Origin of the sequence: Nocardia tenerifensis NBRC 101015, assembly GCF_000308715.1 — a bacterium.
In the GTDB taxonomy this organism is placed as follows: Bacteria; Actinomycetota; Actinomycetes; order Mycobacteriales; family Mycobacteriaceae; genus Nocardia; species Nocardia tenerifensis.
This window is the reverse complement of record NZ_BAGH01000058.1, coordinates 15,381-31,568: the sequence shown is the minus strand read 5'-3', so window position 1 is coordinate 31,568 and position 16,188 is coordinate 15,381. Positions and strand designations below refer to the sequence as shown.

Genomic DNA, 16,188 nt, shown 5'->3' with positions numbered 1-16,188 from the left:
ATCGGCGTGTACGTCGAGCGTCATCAGCCGCGCAACCCAGTAGATCCCGCACCATCTCTCGGGCCACGCACTCGGAATAGGACCCGAAAGTCGGTGCGGATCCCGAATGAGAGTGCAGCATCGTGGAGGGAGGCGACGACTGCCCGCGAGCGTCATCAGGCGCGCACTCCAATAGATCCCGCACCACCTCTCGGGCCAGGCACTCCGAATAGGGCCCTAAACTCGGTGCGGATCCCGAGTGAGAGTGCGGCGTCGTGGTCGACTGCCCGCAGGGATGTCGCGGACGAGACCGCCCTAGGCATCGGCGCGCACGTCAAGCATCATCAGCGGCGCAATCCAGTAGATCCCGCACCCTCACTTGGGCCACGCACTCGGAATAGGGCCCTAAAGTCGGTGCGGGGCCTGAGAGAGGGTGCGGGGGTTACCACTCGGGGAGGCGGCGTCTGCCTGCGAGGATGTCGCGGACTAGGTCGTCGTAGGCGTCGGCGAGTTCGGCGAGGTGGTGCCAGGCGCCGTGCAGTCTTTCGTCGTGGGCGTCGAGGGTCATCAGCGCGTGGTGGGCGCGCACCGAGGATTCGGCGATGCGGTCGATGACCGCGCCGACGGTCTCGGTGTGCAGGGTCGCACCGAGGCGGTGCTGGGGAACGCTGCGCGCGACCCAGTCATCGATGGCCATGACCAATTCGGCTCTGCGACGCTCGATTTCAAGGACCACCAGCGGGTCGGTGTCCACCGAGCCACCGCGGCCGACCAGTCTGCGCTCGTGCAGCACCGCGAGATCGCGGGCGAACCAGAGCAGCGGACCGCCGACTACGCGGTGTCCACGACACGCCCGAACAAGTAGATCCGAAGTGGGGAGCAGGCCGGGAGTATGGGACTGCACCACCGATTCGGCGCACCGCAGGGCGCCGGGAAGAGCCATTACGACCGTTGTATCCGAACCTGCCACGTTGCCTCGCCGTCGTCGCCGCACAACACCGGATCAGGACGTTCATTACAATAAACCTCTGAAGGCACCTGTCAAGCTTTACCGGGCCGTAGGAAGTCACGAAGAGTACACTTCGTTACCTGCACGACCAACCGAGGAGCAAGATGGCGGACGGTCCGACGTACCACCGGATCGCAGACCTCCTCCGCGAGGAGATCCGCGCGGGAAAGTGGAAGCCGGGTGATCGGTTGCCCAGCCACACGGAACTGGCCGAGCACATGCAGGTCTCGCTGACGACCGCTCGCAACGCCATTCAGGTCTTGGTCACCGAAAATCTTGTCTATACAGCTACTTCCCGCGGGACCATCGTGCGAAACCAGGAAGTTCTGGAATCGGTCGTCACCGACCATATCCGCCAGGATCGGCCGAAGTCGCCGCACGATATCTTCGAGGAGATCGCGCGCGCCGCGAATCGCGTGCCGTCCAAGGAGTTCAGCGCGAAGATGGAGCCGGCCGGGCCCTCGGTCGCGTTATGGCTCGGCGTGCCGGAGGACTCCTGGGTGCTGGCCAGGACGGTCGTCCAGTTTCTCGACAACGAGCCGTGGTCGTGGGAGGTCAGCTTCTACCCGCGCGACCTGGCCGAGGCCACGGGAATCGACTCGCCGCACGACATTCCGGAGGGCACCACCCGGCGCCTGGCCGACCGGGGCCACGCGGAGACCGCGCACCGCGATACCCTGACGGCGCGGCCGGCCTCCGCCGAGGAGGCCACCGTGCTCGGCGTCGCGACGGGCACGATCCTGCTCGACCATCTGCGGATCGGCGCGAATCACCAACGGGTCACCAGGGCGACCCGCCACCGCTCGATTGCCGCGCGCAATCGGCTCGCCTATCAGCTCGGCGACACCGAGGGCCTCGGCGTCATCGGACGCACCATCGGCGTCCCGTACGGACCGGGTATCGCATCGGCATGAACGCAATCTTGCTCCGCCAGGCGACAATTGACGATCTGGGCGTGATCTGCCGACTACGCCTGCAACGCACCGCGTGGCTCACCGCGCGCGGCTCCGACCAGTGGACGGTCACGGGCCGCGGCCTGCCCATCGAGATCTTCGCGCGCGCCGTCGGCCGGTCGCTGGACGCGGGCGAGACCTGGATCGCCGAGATGGCGGGCGAGCCCGCGGGCACGATTACCGTGAATCGCCACGCGGACCCGGGGCTCTGGTCGCCGTGGGAACTATTCGACGCGGTCGTCGTCCATTACATGATCGTCGACCTGCGCTTCGCCGGACACCGCATCGGCCACCGATTGCTCGCGCACGCCGCCGGACTCGCGCGCCGACAGGAGCGCGACTGGGTCCGCCTCGACGCGTGGACCACCAACACCGAGCTGCACGACTATTACCGCAGGGAGGGCTTCGAGCTCGCTCGCATAGCGGGCCCGGTGGCGACGGGTCCGTCCCGTGCGCTCTTCGAAAGACGCACCGACAGCTGGGATCTCGAGGCCGGCCTGCCCGAGATCTCCGTCGCCTCCTACACCGGCGGCAGGTAGGCGATCTGCACCATCTCCTGCCCCTTGCTGCGGGAGGCCAGCGTGCCGCGGCCCGGCGGGAGCTTGCTCGGACGGATCTCGCCGATGATCTTGCCCTCGTCCCGGGAGCCGTTCATGATCAGCGTGTCCACCGAGAGGTTCTTCAACCCACCGATGATCGGGTCGTAGAGCGCGCGCGAGACGCCGCCCATGCGCCGGGTGACCACGAAGTGCATGCCGATGTCGCGGGCCTGCGGCATGTACTCGATCAGCGGCGCGAAGGGATTGATGCTGCTGGTCGCCACCATGTCGTAGTCGTCGACCACGATGTAGATCTCCGGCCCCTCCCACCAGCTGCGGTCGCGCAGCTCCTGCGGGGTGATGTCGGCGCCGGGGATGCGCTTGGACAGGAACTCCGCGACCTCTTGGATCATCGGCCCGCAGGTCTGCGACGAGGTGGAGTACCCGGCGAGGTGGTCGCCCTCGACCACGCCGAGCATGGTCCGGCGGTAGTCGATCATGATGATCTTCGCCTGATCGGGGGTGGAGTTCTCCACCACGCCGGTCACGATATTGCGCAGCAGCGTCGTCTTGCCGGACTCGACGTCGGCGAAGGCCATGAAGTGCGGCTCTGTGCCGAAATCCAGGATCAACGGCTGCAATTCGGATTCACCGAGACCGACGGCCACCCGGGTGGGACTCAGCTCGATGTCCTGTTCGCGCACGATGGCGAGCAGGTCTTCGCGGGGGAACTGCATGGGCAGCATCCGTACCTCCGGCGCGCGCCTGCCGGCGTGCAGCTCCGCGAGTTCCTGCCGGGCCAGGGTGACGCCGTCGGCGAGCGAGTCCGGGTTCGAGTCGGAGTCCAACCGAGGCAGGGCCACCAGCATGTGCAGCTGATCCGGTGTCATGCCGCGGCCGGGGCGGCCGACCGGCACCTGAAAAGCGGTGCGCCGCCCCATCTCCGAGTCCGTGGGGTCGCCGAGTCGCAGCTCGAGCCGGGTACCGATCTGGTCCTTGACCACCGGCCTGATCTCGGCCCACCGGGACGCGCCGATGATGATATGGATGCCGTAGGACAGGCCCTGTGCCGCAATGGAATTGATCTGCGGCTCGAGCACCTCGAACTCCTCGCGGATCGCGGCCCAGCCGTCGATCACCAGGAACACGTCGCCGAATCGGTCGTCCGCCAACGGATTTCCGGCCGACGCCGCGCCCTCGGGCACGTGCGCCGCCGCGGCGAACTTGCGCCGCCGGAACTCGGCCATCGACTCGATGCCGAGCTCGGTGAACCGCTCCTCCCGCTGGCGCATCAGCGAGGTGAGCTCGGCGACGGTGCGGCGCACCCGGTCACCGTCGAGCCGACCGGCCACGGAGCCGACGTGCGGCAGGCCGACCAGGCCCGCCATGCTGCCGCCACCGAAGTCGAGGCAGTAGAACTGCACGTGCTGCGGGGTATGGGTGGCCGCGGCGGCCATGATGATGGTGCGCAGGGTGGTCGATTTACCGGACTGCGGACCGCCGACGACCGCCACATTGCCCTGCGCGCCGGCCAAACTGATGGTCAGCACGTCGCGGCGCTGTTCGTACGGCTTGTCGATGACGCCGATCGGCATCCACAACTGGCCGTGCCGGTTGACCGGCGAGCGCCAATCCGGGTCGGGCAGCAGCATGTCGACCGTCGGGGACTCGTCCAGCGGCGGCAGCCACACCTCGTGCGCGGGGCGGCCGTGGCCGGTCAGCCGCTTGACGACCACGTCGAGCAGGGAGTCCGGGATGCCCTCCTCGGAGCCGGGCGCGCCGAGCGCCGAGGGCGGCGGCGGGAGCTCCAGCAGCGGGTTCGTCGGGGACGGCGGCAGATCGAGCGCGGAGTCGTCCGCGATCGGCTCGGGCGTCTCCACGGGCGCGGCGGTGAACACCGCGGGCCGCTGCCCGCCGACCGGTGTGCCGTCCTCGCCGGTCACCGTGCCGACCGGCGCGACGTAAGGCCCGGACACGTAACTCGCGTTGAACCGCAACGGATCCGAGGCGTCGCTCTTCAGGTACCCGGCGCCGGGCACGCTCGGCAAGTGGTAGGCGTCGGTGATGCCGAGGACCGCGCGCGACTCGTTGGCCGAGAAGGTGCGCAGGCCGATGCGGTAGGACAGGTGCGACTCCAGGCCGCGTAGCTTGTTCTCCTCGAGCCGCTGCGAGGCGAGCAGCAGGTGCACGTGCAGCGAGCGGCCGAGCCGGCCGATCATCACGAACAGCTCGGCGAAATCGGGCTTCTGCGAGAGCAATTCGGAGAACTCGTCGACCACGACGAACAGCGCGGGCAGCGGATCGAGCGGAACGCCTGCGGCCCTTGCCTTCTCGTAGTCGGTGACGTTGGCGTAGTTGCCCGCCGACCGCAGCAGCTCCTGGCGCCGGTTCATCTCGCCGGCCAGGGCGTCCTTCATGCGGTCTACCAGGGACAGTTCCTCTTCCAGGTTGGTGATCACCGCCGCGACGTGCGGCAGCGAGTCCAGTCCGAGGAAGGTCGCGCCGCCCTTGAAGTCGACGAGCACCAGGTTCAGCGCGTCCGGTGAGTGCGTGGTGACCAGCGAGAGCACCAGGGTGCGCAGGAACTCCGACTTACCGGAGCCGGTCGCGCCGATGCACAGGCCGTGCGGGCCCATGCCGTTCTCGGCCGACTCCTTGATATCGATCTCGACCGGCGTGCCGTCGGGGGTGATGCCGATGGGCACGCGCAGCCGCTCGCGCGCGGTGCGCGGGCGCCAGACGCGCGCCGGATCGATCTGCGCGGCGTCCGGAATCTTCAACAGCGCCATCAGCCCCGGGTCGGCCGTCGAGCCCTCGCCGAGACTGACGATCTGGGCCGCGGTGGCGAGCCGGTAGCGCGACAGCGCGCGCGAGAACGCCTCGGCCTCAGCCGGACTCACCTGGTCCGCGGTGGCGAACTTCTCCACGCCCGCCGCGCTGCGCGCGGACACGTCGCCGTCCGCGGCGACCAGCTGCAGCCCGCGCCGCGCGGCGAGGCCGCCCTCCGGCGCGGTGAGGTCTAGCACGGTCACCGAATCCAGGCCGGACTCGCTGATCAGCCGCTCGTTGCCGTTGACGTACCCGTCGTCGATGATCACCACCAGGTGCAGCCGCCCCTGGGTCGGCTGCGGGTTGCGCATGAACCGTCCGCGCTCCATCAGCTCCGCCGAGAGCGCGGTCTCCAGCTCGCCGAGCGAGGTGTACATCATGCGGGCCGAGCCCATGCCGTCGCGCAGGGTCGGATGTTGCAGGTGCGGAAGCCATTTCGCCCATGCCCACGGCCCGTCGGGGTCCGCGCAGACGATGGCGACCGCGAGATGGTCGGGGCCGTGGAAGGTGACCAGCTCCATCAGCATCGAGCGGGTCAGCATGCGCGCGTCGTGAGCCGGGCCGCTGATGTTGATCGCGGGGAAGGCGCGCAGCGAGACCGCGGTCGGCAGGCTGTGCACCACCGAATGGGTGCGCACGAACCGGCGCAGCGCGACGGTGGAGACGGGCTCCAGGTCCTCGAGCGGACCGGTCTCCGGCCGGGCCAGCTTGGTGGCCAGGCGGTGGCTGCCCATGCCGACCCGCACGTGCCCGAAGTCGGGATCGTTGGGCCTGCGCTCCCACATGCGCCGGGTGCCGATCAGCGAGGGCAGGTCGGCCGGGTCCGGGTGGCTCCATACCAGCGTCTCCAGCTGCTTGCTGCCGGTGCGCCGCACGTCTTTTCGGATCTGATCGAGGTAGCGGAAGTAGTCCTTGCGTTCCTCGTTGAGCTCGACCGCGCGCTTGCCGGTTCCGCCGCGGAAGCCGGCCATCATGCCGACCATCGACATGAGCATCATCATCGGGAACATCATCGACAGCGGATTGGCCAGCAGGTTGCGGCCCATCATCGCCATCATCGCGATCATGCCGATGACCGCGATCACCATGACGACCGGCATCAGCTTCATCATCAGCGGCGCGGGCAGCGGGCGCGGAATCTCCGGCGGCGCGGTCAGCGCCACCTCGCCACCGGGTGCCCGTGGCGGCGCTATCCGGGGTCGTCGGACGAAACCTTCGGTAGCCATGGATTCCTTCGATCGGTCGAGCTGTCTGTGTTCGGCGCGACGCCAGGGTCAGGGATCGAACTCCGCGTCGATGTCCCGGCGTCGGCGGCGGAACGGAATCACCACCGCGATGCCGATGGCCAGGGCGGTCAGGCAGGTCAGCGAGCCGATCACCGCGATGCGGCGCGGCCGCGGATCGGGCCCCGGCGGGATGACGGGCGCGGCGATGGCCCGCTCCACGTCGGCTCCCTCGCTCACGGGCTTGTCGGGCAGCTGCGCGGTGAGCGCGGCGAGCGGGTCGATCAGGCCCGCGCCGATCGCGTCGTCGTGGCCGGTGCCCGGGGCATGCGAGGTGCGGATGATGCGCTCCATCACCTGTCGCGCATCGAGATTCGGGAATCGCGACCGCACGAGCGCGGCCAGCCCCGCTACATAGGGCGCCGCGAAACTGGTGCCGTCCACCGGACGAATGCCCTCGTCGGTCTGCACACCGTTCACCAGCCCGACGCCGCCGCCTTTGCTGTCGAGGGAGACGATATTGCGCCCGATCGCGGCCACCGCGACCCACGGGCCGTGCAGTGACAGGTCCGAGGGCTTGCCGTCGGCGTCCACCGAGCCGACCGCCAAGACGTACGGGGAGAACCACGCCGGGCTGGCCACGGTGGTGACCGAACCCCAGCCGGAACCCTCGTTCTGCTTCTGGCACGGACCGTTCGACTCGACGTTTCCCGCGGCGGCCACCACGACGACGTTGCGGTCGTAGGCGTACTTCACCGCGGCGCCCAGCGAAGAGTCGGCGGTGTCGGAACCCGCTGGGCTGCATGCCACTTCGGAGATGTTGATGACGGTGGCACCGAGATCCACGGCGCGCACGACGGCCGCGGCCAGGGTGAGCACGCTGCCGTAGCCGTCCGCGCGGATGGTGCCCGGCGGGCGATCGCTGCCGCGATCCTTCTTCTCGTAGGCGAGGCTGAGCTGGCGAATGGTGAGGATCTCCGCGTCCGGCGCCACGCCGGTGAACGCGTCGGCGGGGCTCGGCTGCGCCGCGATGATGCCGGCGACCAGGGTGCCGTGGCCGTCGCAGTCGACCGTGCCGTCGGTATCGGAGACATAGTCGCCACCCGGCTGCAGCGCGGCCAAACGCGGATGCCGCTGCACACCGGTGTCGATGACCGCGACCTTTTGGCCTGCGCCCCTGCTGAACTGCCACGCCGAGGGCAGGTCGAGCACCCGCTGCGCGATCGGCGGCTCGCTCGGCGGCGACCCGGTGAGGGCGGGCTCGGCGCACTGGTCACGCTGCTCGGTCGGCTCGAGCGGCGCGGGGCGGCCACTCAGCGCCTGGGCGATGGCGAGGGCTCCGGGATCGATGCCGGGCGGTGAGATCGCCGAGGCGGGCGGGGCCGGCGCACCGACGAGGCCGACCACCGCGGCGGCGCACGCCGTCCGCAGCAGGCCACGACGGAAAGCGCTAGGTCCCATCGGTTCCCGCACTCATATGTTTCTGGCCAGTGAGTAGACGTTCATGATCCACAGCACCAGCGGGATCAGCGAGATGATCAGCAGGTACTCGAAGATCTCGATCATGCGCCGGGTCACCGGCGTGACCTCGATATGCGGCCCGATCACGCCGAAGCCGACCGTGCCCGCCGCGAAGGCGACCAGCAGGCCGACGCCGACCAGTTCGAACTCGCTGTCCCCCAACGCCGCACCGACGACCAGCGTGACGAACGTCAGGCACCCGCCCGCGATCAGCGTCGCGGCCTGGGTGAGGTCGGCGAAGGACCGGCCGCGCAGGCACAGGATGATGCCGGTGACGACGGCCAGCGTGATCCCTTGCCAGCGGGCCGAACCCAGCGGATCGGCCGCGCCGAACGCGCCGATCACCGCGCTCAGCGTGCACGCGATGATCAAGCCCGACTGGTACTGATTGGCCGCGCGGGCCCGCTCGCCGAGGCCGGACGCCGACGGCAGCGCGGTGGCGCCGATCGCGCCGATGCCCTCGATGGTCGGGCGCTGCTCGTGATCGGCCGGGTCGATCGCGGCGCCCGCGGTCGGCACCGGCGGTATCGGCAGCCGGGCCAGCAAGGCGGCCAGCCGCGGCACCATCGACAGCAACGCGACGCCGACGACCACCAGGCCGGCGGACAGCTTCGGCAGGCCGGGGTGCCAGGCGAGATACACCGCCGCGGCGGCACCGGCGATCACGCTGGCCGCGCCCGCGGCGGAGAACAGGGTGGCGCCCGCGCCGATGATCCGATAGCCGAGCACGGCGGCCACGAGCGTCACCGAGCTGCCGAGCAGCAGGTGCGAGCTGCCGAGTTCGCCGGGCACGAAAAGCGCCGCCCCGCCGAACAACAGCAGCAGTCCGTCCAGCGACAGCCAGGTCGCGGTGAGTTGGTCGAAGTATTTGCGCGCGGCGAAGCCGGCCGCGACGAACGCGCCGATGCCCACGGCCGACAGCACGAACGCGGGAGCGAGCGGATCGCCGTGCCCGCGCGAGATCACCAGCAGCGCCATCGAGACGAGCACCGTCAGCACCGAGGTGGCCAGGCCCATCCACCGCGCGGACGGACCGGTCCAGCTCCGGAATTCCTCGGCGGTGAGCCGGGATACGGCGTCGATCACGTCGTCGAAGAGGGCGGGCGATTCCTTCGCGGTGACCGACCGCAGCACCAGCAGTTCACCGTCGTGCACGTCGGCGTCGTTGAGCGTGCGGCTCGGCGCGAACGCCTCCTGCCCGATCCGCGCCAAGGTCCAGTGCTGCGCCTGCAGCGGCACCGAGTCGTCGTCGGCCTCGACCTGGTCGGGGTTGCGGGATTCGATCAGGGCCACCAGGTCGCCGATGAAGCCGGCGATCGGCACGGTGGCGGGCAGCCCGACGTCGAGCTGAGTGTTGCCGCCGATGACGGAAACCCGACTCAGCTCCGGCTCAGCGGCGCGTGTGCCACTGGTTGGTGACTCGATCAACGACCCCGGACCCCCGGCCTCTCCACTGACGATTGTTCACGCCTCGACCGCACTGGGTGGAACGTCTTCTGAGTGAAGGACTTCGACACCCGTATGACTCTCACCCAGAGACACTTGCGTTGCAACCTCCCGGCAGCTGAACCTAATGTAACGGACAGACCAGGCACTGCGCGATCGGTAGTCTGGGGGGCATAAACAACTCATCCGCTACTACGAACCAAGACTTCGGGGTCCGACAGCCATGACCGGCAATCGCCAAGCACAACGCGCCTTCGACGCCGGAATTCTGTCGCTGGGGTTGTCCATCGAAGGGCAGGAATCCGCGCGCGACCTCGAGTACGCGAAGCTCGCGTTCCAGCGCGCCACCGAGTGGGATCCCACCATGTGCGACGCCTGGCTCGGCCGCGCCGCCGCCGGTGAGCTCACCAAGGACGTCCTGTTCAACATGCACCGGACCAGTACCAGCACGCTGTACCGCGAGCAGCGCAGGCTCGGCCTGCGACCGCGGGAGCTGGCGGGCCGGTTCCTGCCCGGCCTCTATATCGATTACCCGCTGGCGAGCTACACCGAGATCTGGCTGGCCTGGGCCGCCCAACTCATCGCGGACAAGGAGTACGACGAGGCCGAGCGCGTGCTCGACGAACTCGACGCCTACCGCAGGTCCCAGCTGAGCGACCCGGATCGCGAGATCGACAACCGCATCTGCGCGTACGTCCGCGGCGTGCTGCACTACAACACTCAGCGCTGGCCCGACGTGATGACGGTGCTGGCCGGGTCCGCCGAGTGGGATGACCCCTACCTCGCGGCCGGCGCGAACGTCATGGTCGGCACGGCCTGCGCGCAGCTCGGTCTGTTCGGCGAGGCGATCCGGCGGATGGAACAGGCCGAGCAGGGCCCGATTCCGGCGGCGCGCTCGACCGCCATGTTCTGCCGCGGTCTGTGCCTGCGCGAATCCGGCAACGAAGAAGTCGCACAGGCCCTGTTCGAGAAGGTGTACTCGCAGGCCCCGGATTTCGAGGCGAACGCCGCCGCGATGCGCGACCGCACCTACCGCATCAGCGTCACCTCCCGCGAGACGATCGACGCCCGCACCGACAAGTGGGATCCGGCCTCCGCGCCGTCGATGCGCCAGATCGAGCAGGTCGAGGCCGAGGACCGGGCCAAGAAGATCCTCGCCGAGGCGCGCGCGGAGCTCGACTCCCAGATCGGCCTGTCCTCGGTGAAGACTCAGGTCGCCAAGCTGCAGTCGAGTGCGCAGATGGCGAAGATCCGGGCCGAGAAGGGCCTGGCCGCCGGTGCGCGCGGCCAGCACCTCGCGTTCACCGGTCCGCCGGGAACCGGTAAGACCACCATCGCCCGCGTGGTCGCCAAGATCTACTGCGGCGTCGGAATCCTGAAGACCGACAAGGTGATCGAGGCCAAGCGCGTCGACTTCGTCAGCCAGAACCTCGGCGGCACCGCGCTCAAGACGGAGGCGCTGATCGACAGCGCGATGGACGGCGTGCTGTTCATCGACGAGGCGTACACGCTGATCCAGACCGGCCTGCAAGGCGGCGACTCGTTCGGCCGCGAGGCCGTCGACACGCTGCTGGCGCGGATGGAGAACGACCGCGACCGGCTCGTCGTCATCATCGCCGGGTACGACGGCGAGATCGATCGCCTGCTCGCCGCCAATGACGGTCTGGCGTCACGGTTCTCCAAGCGCGTGCAGTTCCCGTCGTACACGCCGACCGAGCTCGGTGAGATCGGCAAGGTCATCGCGCACAAGCGGGACTCGGAGCTGTCCGACGACGCGCTCGAGCTGCTCGTGCTGGCCTGCACCCAGCTCTACGAGCAGCAGAGCACCGACCAGAGCGGTCAGCCGCGCCGCGGCGTCGACCTGGCGGGCAACGGCCGGTTCATCCGCAACGTCATCGAGGCGGCCGAGGAGGAACGCGAGTTCCGGCTGGCCAACGACGAAACGCTGGACCTGGCCACCATCGACGAGTCGATGCTGATGCGCATCGAGGCGTCCGATATGCACACCGCGCTCACCGGCATCCTCGCCTCGCTGAACGTCGCGTTCAGCGTCTGAGCGGACCGGCGACGCTGGACGAGGCCATCGGCACAGCTGCTGGAGGTCGCCGTGGTCCGCGTCGGTGATCATGGGCAGCATCGGCGTGGCCCCGAATTCGCCGACACGGCAAGAGGATTGGCCACTGCTTGCGGCTCAGTCCGCTGACCGATTCAGGGGTGGCGCTCAGATCCGGCCACATAGGGGCCGTAGCCACTCAGGGGTGAGGCCACTCAGGGCCGGAGCGGTTCGAGGCCGGAGCCGTTCAGGGTCGAGGCCACTCGGGGTCGGAGCCGTTCAAGGTCGGAGCCGTTCAGCCGGAGCCACTCGGAGCCGAGGCCGCTCCGACCGCCGGCCGCTCGGCGAGCCGCGTACGGCATTGGGCCTGACGGCTCCGACAGCGAGCGGCTCCAAGGGCTGACGGCTGAGTCTAGTGCTGCGGTTCCTGCGGCAACATGTCGTGCACCTTCAGCGCATCCTTCGTGGAAAGTGTTGGGCCGGGGACCATTTGGCCGATGATGGCCCACGGCGCGAGACGCGGCGTGTCCCCGAGGCCCAGTATGCCCGCGGTGGCCATGTCGGGAATGCCGTAGCGCACACCGTTGTCCGCGACGTAGAACAGGCTGCCGAGGCGCGGGCTGCCCGGGTACATGCCGGTCACCTGGACGAACTCGCCGGAGCCCGGCGGCACGTACACGGCGTCGACCCGGTCGCCCGCGCCGTCGGCGGTGGCCAGCGAGACGGCCTTCGCCGAATCGGCGATCGGCGCGCGCACACCGGCGAGCAGGGTGACCGAGGCGCGTTCGTTGGGGCCGTCGCCCGCGTCCGCCTTGCGGCTGCCCGGGGATGTGCCCGGCGTCTTGGACCAGGCGACGCACGCTACCGGGGCGTCCTCGGCGTTCAGGATCTTCGGGGTCTCGACCGGAAAGTCGTTGACCGGCAGCACATCGTGCACCACGCGCACCCGGTCGAGCACGTCCGGCGGCATCGTCGGGATCTCGCTCATGCCATGTGAGTCGGCGAACCGGATCACCTGCGCGGTGAACGGGCTCACCGGCTGCAGCGCGTCGGGGAGCACGACATACAGGTCCGGCTTGCCGTCGCCGACGTCGCGAATGGAGATGACGCCGCCGACCGGGATCTTGGCCAGCGGCCCTGGACCGGGCTGCCCGGCCTGCGGGATCTGGGGCGCCGTGAGCGCGGGGACTTCCGTTGTGGCGCCGAGCATTCCGGTGCCGATGGGGCGCGCCCGGTGGGTCGTGAGGTTCAGCGCGCGCACCAGCACCGAGTTGCCCGGGTCGATCTCGGCCCGCTTGCCGTCGTAGACCAGGTAGGTCTTGTCGCTGCGCTTGACCAGCAAGGCCTCGTCCTTGCCGACCGTGCGGATCCGATCGCCGAGGGCCGGGCGGCCCGCGATGATGGTCGTGGTGCCGCCGGTGGCCGAGGCGGCGCTGCCGCCCTGCGACAGCGTGATCGTCTCGCACAGCGCCCATTCCGACCGGGAGCCCTGCGACGAGCCGGGCAGCGCGCTGGGCGCACCGGGGATGCCGACCATGGGGCCGCGCGGCATGTCGTTGAGCTTGCTGTCCTTCACCGCGTGCGGCTCGGCGTTGGTGCCGGTGATCAGCCTGGCGGAGGCCAGATTCAGCACCGGGTGCAGCGTCTTCTTGCCGTCCTCGGATTGCACGACGACATACAGCGCGCCGCTCTGCTTGCCCGAGACGATCAACGAGTCGCCGATCGCGCCCTGCGGCCGCAGGAAACTGAGGATGGCCGCGCCCGCGATGATCAGGATGCCGAGTACCGCGCCGACCAGCAGCGAGCGCACCTGAGACCGCATGGGGTCGTGCAGCATTCGCACATCGCGCCGCACCAGCGCGTGATCGAGTCGGCGCAACAGGAATCGATACCCGTTGACCTGGGCGCGGGTGGTCAGCTGTGCCGGCACTAGGTCTCCATCGAACTGTCGAGAACCATCTTCATCGACACGGTACCGTAATTCCAGGACGGCCCTGAACCGATGTTTTCATGGCCATGGGGCGGCGGCCGTACGGGTGGCAGACAGGGATTACGCGGGTGACGACAACTGTGAACGAGACGAGGCCCGACGAGGCGACCGAAGCGGCGGGCACGGGGGAACCCCCGTCACCCGCCGGCCGCGCCTCGGTCTACGACACGCTGCGCGACCCCGAGTTCTGGCTGTTCCGGATCTATCCGCTGCGGGTGGTCGTGCCGGTGGTGGCGATCGCCGCGGCGCTGGCCTGGATCGTGCTCGCCACAACGCATTCGCTGTGGGGCGCGCTAGGCGCGGGCGTGGGTTTCGCGCTGATCTTCCTGCTGCCGCTCCGGGGTCGCACCCCGGCGGCGCGGATCGGCGGCGCACTGGCCAGGCGGCGCAGCGGACTGCGCCCGGCCGAGCGGCTGGCCCAGGCTCCCGCGTTCGACGTGCCGTTCAGCGAGGGCGGCGGCTACGGGGTGCGCTGGGACGGCGAGCTGCTGCTCACCATGCTGCGGATCGATCCGCCGCCGGACGCGTTGACGCTGCTGCGCCGCGGCTCGCTGAGCACCGATCAGCTGCTCCCGCTCACCGAGATCGCCCGCTGCCTGGATCAATTCGACCTCGCGCTGGCCAGTATCGACATCGTGAGCACGGGCGCGCGCACGGCGGGCACCGGCATCATCTCCCACCTCTACGACGGCATTCTCGGCCCGCTGCCCGCCATCGCGCACCGCACCCTCTGGCTGGTGCTGCGGCTGGACCCGCTCGCCAACGCCGAGGCGGTGGACAAACGCGGCGGCGGCGGCACCGGCGCTCTGCGCACCGCGATGATCGCCACCCGCCGGGTGGCGAACCGGCTCGCCGCGCACGACATCGCCACCTCCGTGCTGACCGCCGTCGAGATGAACACCGCGGTCCGTGAACTCACCCACGGCTTCGAGGTCGATCAACTCACCGAGTCGCCGCAGTCCCTGGAGTACCAGGGCCGCTATATGACCCACTATCAGATCGGCGCGGACATGATCGGCCCGCGCGGGCTGGCCGACATCTGGACCGTGCAGAGCCTGTCCACCACGGTGACCCTGCGGCTGCGGCCCGGCACGCAGCGGCACGACACGCGCGCCGACCACGCGGGCACGGTCGTGCTCAACGCCGTGGTGCGGTTCGACACCACCTTCGAGCCGGAGGAGCCGCCGCTGCCCGGCCTGCGCGAGCTGCCCGGCAATCAGCTGCGAATCCTGTTGGACACCTTGCCGATCGGATCCGCGGGCCGCTGGGGCGCCGACGCCGGATACCGGGGCACCATTGCCGCGCTCACCGACATCGCGGTGCCGACGGCGGGCTGCGGGCAGCTGATCGGCGCCGACGAGATCGGCCAGGGCATCGCGGTCCCGCTGATCGGCGAGGGCACCAGGCACGTCGAGGTCATCGGCAATCTGGACCTGGCCCAGCAGGTGATCCTGCGGGCGACCGCGCTGGGCGCGCACGCCATCGTGCACACCGCGCGCCCCGACGCATGGCACACCATGGTGACCAATCTCGATGCGCCGCACGTCATCTCGATCGCGCCGCGCTCCGCCGGCGCCAGCTATCACGCGCCCGCCGCGCCGCCGCTGCCCGCCGCGCCCTACCCGAGCACCACGGTGCTCGTGTTCGACGGCATCGCGCCGACCACGCACGCGGGCGGGGCCACCATCGTGCACGTGCGCACGCCGGAACAGCCGCCGAGCGCGATCGACGCCGACGTCACGCTGGTCCAGGACCCGAACGCGCCGAACCGGATCACCGTGCGCACCGCGACCGCGAGCGCGACGGTGTTCATGGTGACCACGCCGGACGAGATGCACTACATCGGCGAATCACTCGCCGCGCGATAACTCGAAAAGACTGTGCCCGTTCAATAATCGGTGATTCACGCCGAACGGCCGACCGGAACTCGATGTTCCGGCCGGCCGTCAGGTGATGGACATGTCAGAAGGCGGCGAAACCGTCGCCGACCTTGCCATCGGCCTCGAGCGCGCGCTGCAGCGCGTTCTCGACCTGCGCGGCGAGGTCGTCCAGCTTCTGCAGCGTGTCCTCGAGCGACGTGCTGAGTTCCTTGTGCTTAGCGTCGAAGCCCGCGGCGGCGTTCTTACCGCTCAGGTTGCTGTGGAAAGCCGAAGCGCAGGACTGGAGCGTGTCGATCTCGCTCTTCATCTTTCCGCCGTGCGTCTGCAACTCGTCGTACAGGTGGTTCATGGACGCGGGGTCGTAAAGGATGGTCATTCTTTATTCCTTCGAGCGATGGATGTGTGAACAGGTGGGTATGCGCCGAGCTATCAGACCTCGTCCATGGACTGGAGCTGCTTGCTGCCCTGATCGACGGCCTCGGAGAACGCGTTCAGCTTCTGGTTCAGATCCTTGGCCTCGTCGTTCCAGGCGTCGGCGACCTGGTTGAACTTGTCGGACGCCTGGCCCTTCCAGCCGTTCTTCGCATCCTGGGCCGCCTGGTCGATCTGGTTGACCGAGTTGCGCAGGTTGGTGATCGCGTCCTGCAGATCGCTGACGACCTTGGAGATGCCACCGGCCTCGAGGCCAACCGCGTCGCTTCCGCCACCGAGAGAGGTGAGTGCCATTTTTTGACCTTTCGTCATATTTGATGATCGTTATCAGACA

Annotated in this window: 11 protein-coding genes; 4 read left to right on the top strand and 7 right to left on the bottom strand. The window is 69.1% G+C overall.

What is annotated here, in order from left to right; translation table 11 throughout:
* Window positions 1–421 precede the first annotated feature (421 nt).
* The gene (locus tag ON39_RS05125; RefSeq protein WP_040731553.1) at window positions 422–922 is read right to left on the bottom strand and encodes a DUF4254 domain-containing protein; all 501 of its coding nucleotides are present in this window, start codon (window positions 920–922) and stop codon (window positions 422–424) included.
* A 170-nt stretch (window positions 923–1,092) separates the two neighbouring features.
* Here ON39_RS05125 and ON39_RS05120 point away from each other — a divergent pair, with 170 nt between their 5' ends.
* Window positions 1,093–1,902, top strand: coding sequence for a GntR family transcriptional regulator (locus ON39_RS05120; protein WP_040731552.1), 810 nt, complete (start codon window positions 1,093–1,095; stop codon window positions 1,900–1,902).
* Window positions 1,899–2,480 carry a GNAT family N-acetyltransferase gene (locus tag ON39_RS05115; RefSeq protein WP_040731550.1) on the top strand — a complete coding sequence of 194 codons (582 nt, stop codon included), beginning with the start codon at window positions 1,899–1,901 and terminating at the stop codon, window positions 2,478–2,480. The genes ON39_RS05120 and ON39_RS05115 overlap by 4 nt, the downstream gene beginning before the upstream one ends.
* Here the strand turns inward: ON39_RS05115 and ON39_RS05110 are convergent.
* Genes ON39_RS05110 through eccD form a run of 3 tightly spaced genes read right to left on the bottom strand, consistent with a single transcriptional unit; the run spans window position 2,462 to window position 9,481 of the window.
* A complete protein-coding gene (locus ON39_RS05110) occupies window positions 2,462–6,535 on the bottom strand; it encodes a type VII secretion protein EccC (protein WP_040731547.1) in 4,074 nt (1,357 codons plus the stop codon). The two genes, ON39_RS05115 and ON39_RS05110, sit on opposite strands and share 19 nt — an antisense overlap.
* A 48-nt stretch (window positions 6,536–6,583) precedes the next feature.
* The gene (mycP, locus tag ON39_RS05105) at window positions 6,584–7,993 is read right to left on the bottom strand and encodes a type VII secretion-associated serine protease mycosin (RefSeq protein ID WP_051186315.1); all 1,410 of its coding nucleotides are present in this window, start codon (window positions 7,991–7,993) and stop codon (window positions 6,584–6,586) included.
* A gap of 12 nt (window positions 7,994–8,005) precedes the next feature.
* A complete protein-coding gene (eccD, locus tag ON39_RS05100; protein WP_040731544.1) occupies window positions 8,006–9,481 on the bottom strand; it encodes a type VII secretion integral membrane protein EccD in 1,476 nt (491 codons plus the stop codon).
* Window positions 9,482–9,722: 241 nt separating this feature from the next.
* Between eccD and eccA the strand changes: the two genes are divergently transcribed.
* Window positions 9,723–11,555, top strand: coding sequence for a type VII secretion AAA-ATPase EccA (gene eccA / locus ON39_RS05095; RefSeq protein ID WP_040731542.1), 1,833 nt, complete (start codon window positions 9,723–9,725; stop codon window positions 11,553–11,555).
* A 409-nt stretch (window positions 11,556–11,964) separates the two neighbouring features.
* Here the strand turns inward: eccA and eccB are convergent, their stop codons facing one another.
* Complete coding sequence (gene eccB / locus ON39_RS05090) at window positions 11,965–13,482, bottom strand: type VII secretion protein EccB (RefSeq protein ID WP_040731539.1); 1,518 nt, start codon at window positions 13,480–13,482, stop codon at window positions 11,965–11,967.
* Between the two features lie 128 nt (window positions 13,483–13,610).
* Here eccB and eccE point away from each other — a divergent pair, with 128 nt between their 5' ends.
* Window positions 13,611–15,410 (top strand): type VII secretion protein EccE, encoded by a 1,800-nt coding sequence (eccE, locus tag ON39_RS05085; protein ID WP_246002842.1) that lies wholly within the window; start codon window positions 13,611–13,613, stop codon window positions 15,408–15,410.
* 94 nt (window positions 15,411–15,504) lie between these two features.
* On the opposite strand, the gene ON39_RS05080 is transcribed toward eccE, so the two are convergent.
* Together ON39_RS05080 and ON39_RS05075 are read right to left on the bottom strand one after the other, a co-directional pair.
* Complete coding sequence (locus tag ON39_RS05080) at window positions 15,505–15,798, bottom strand: WXG100 family type VII secretion target (protein WP_040731536.1); 294 nt, start codon at window positions 15,796–15,798, stop codon at window positions 15,505–15,507.
* A 53-nt stretch (window positions 15,799–15,851) separates the two neighbouring features.
* The gene (locus tag ON39_RS05075) at window positions 15,852–16,148 is read right to left on the bottom strand and encodes a WXG100 family type VII secretion target (protein ID WP_040731534.1); all 297 of its coding nucleotides are present in this window, start codon (window positions 16,146–16,148) and stop codon (window positions 15,852–15,854) included.
* Window positions 16,149–16,188: the final 40 nt, after the last annotated feature.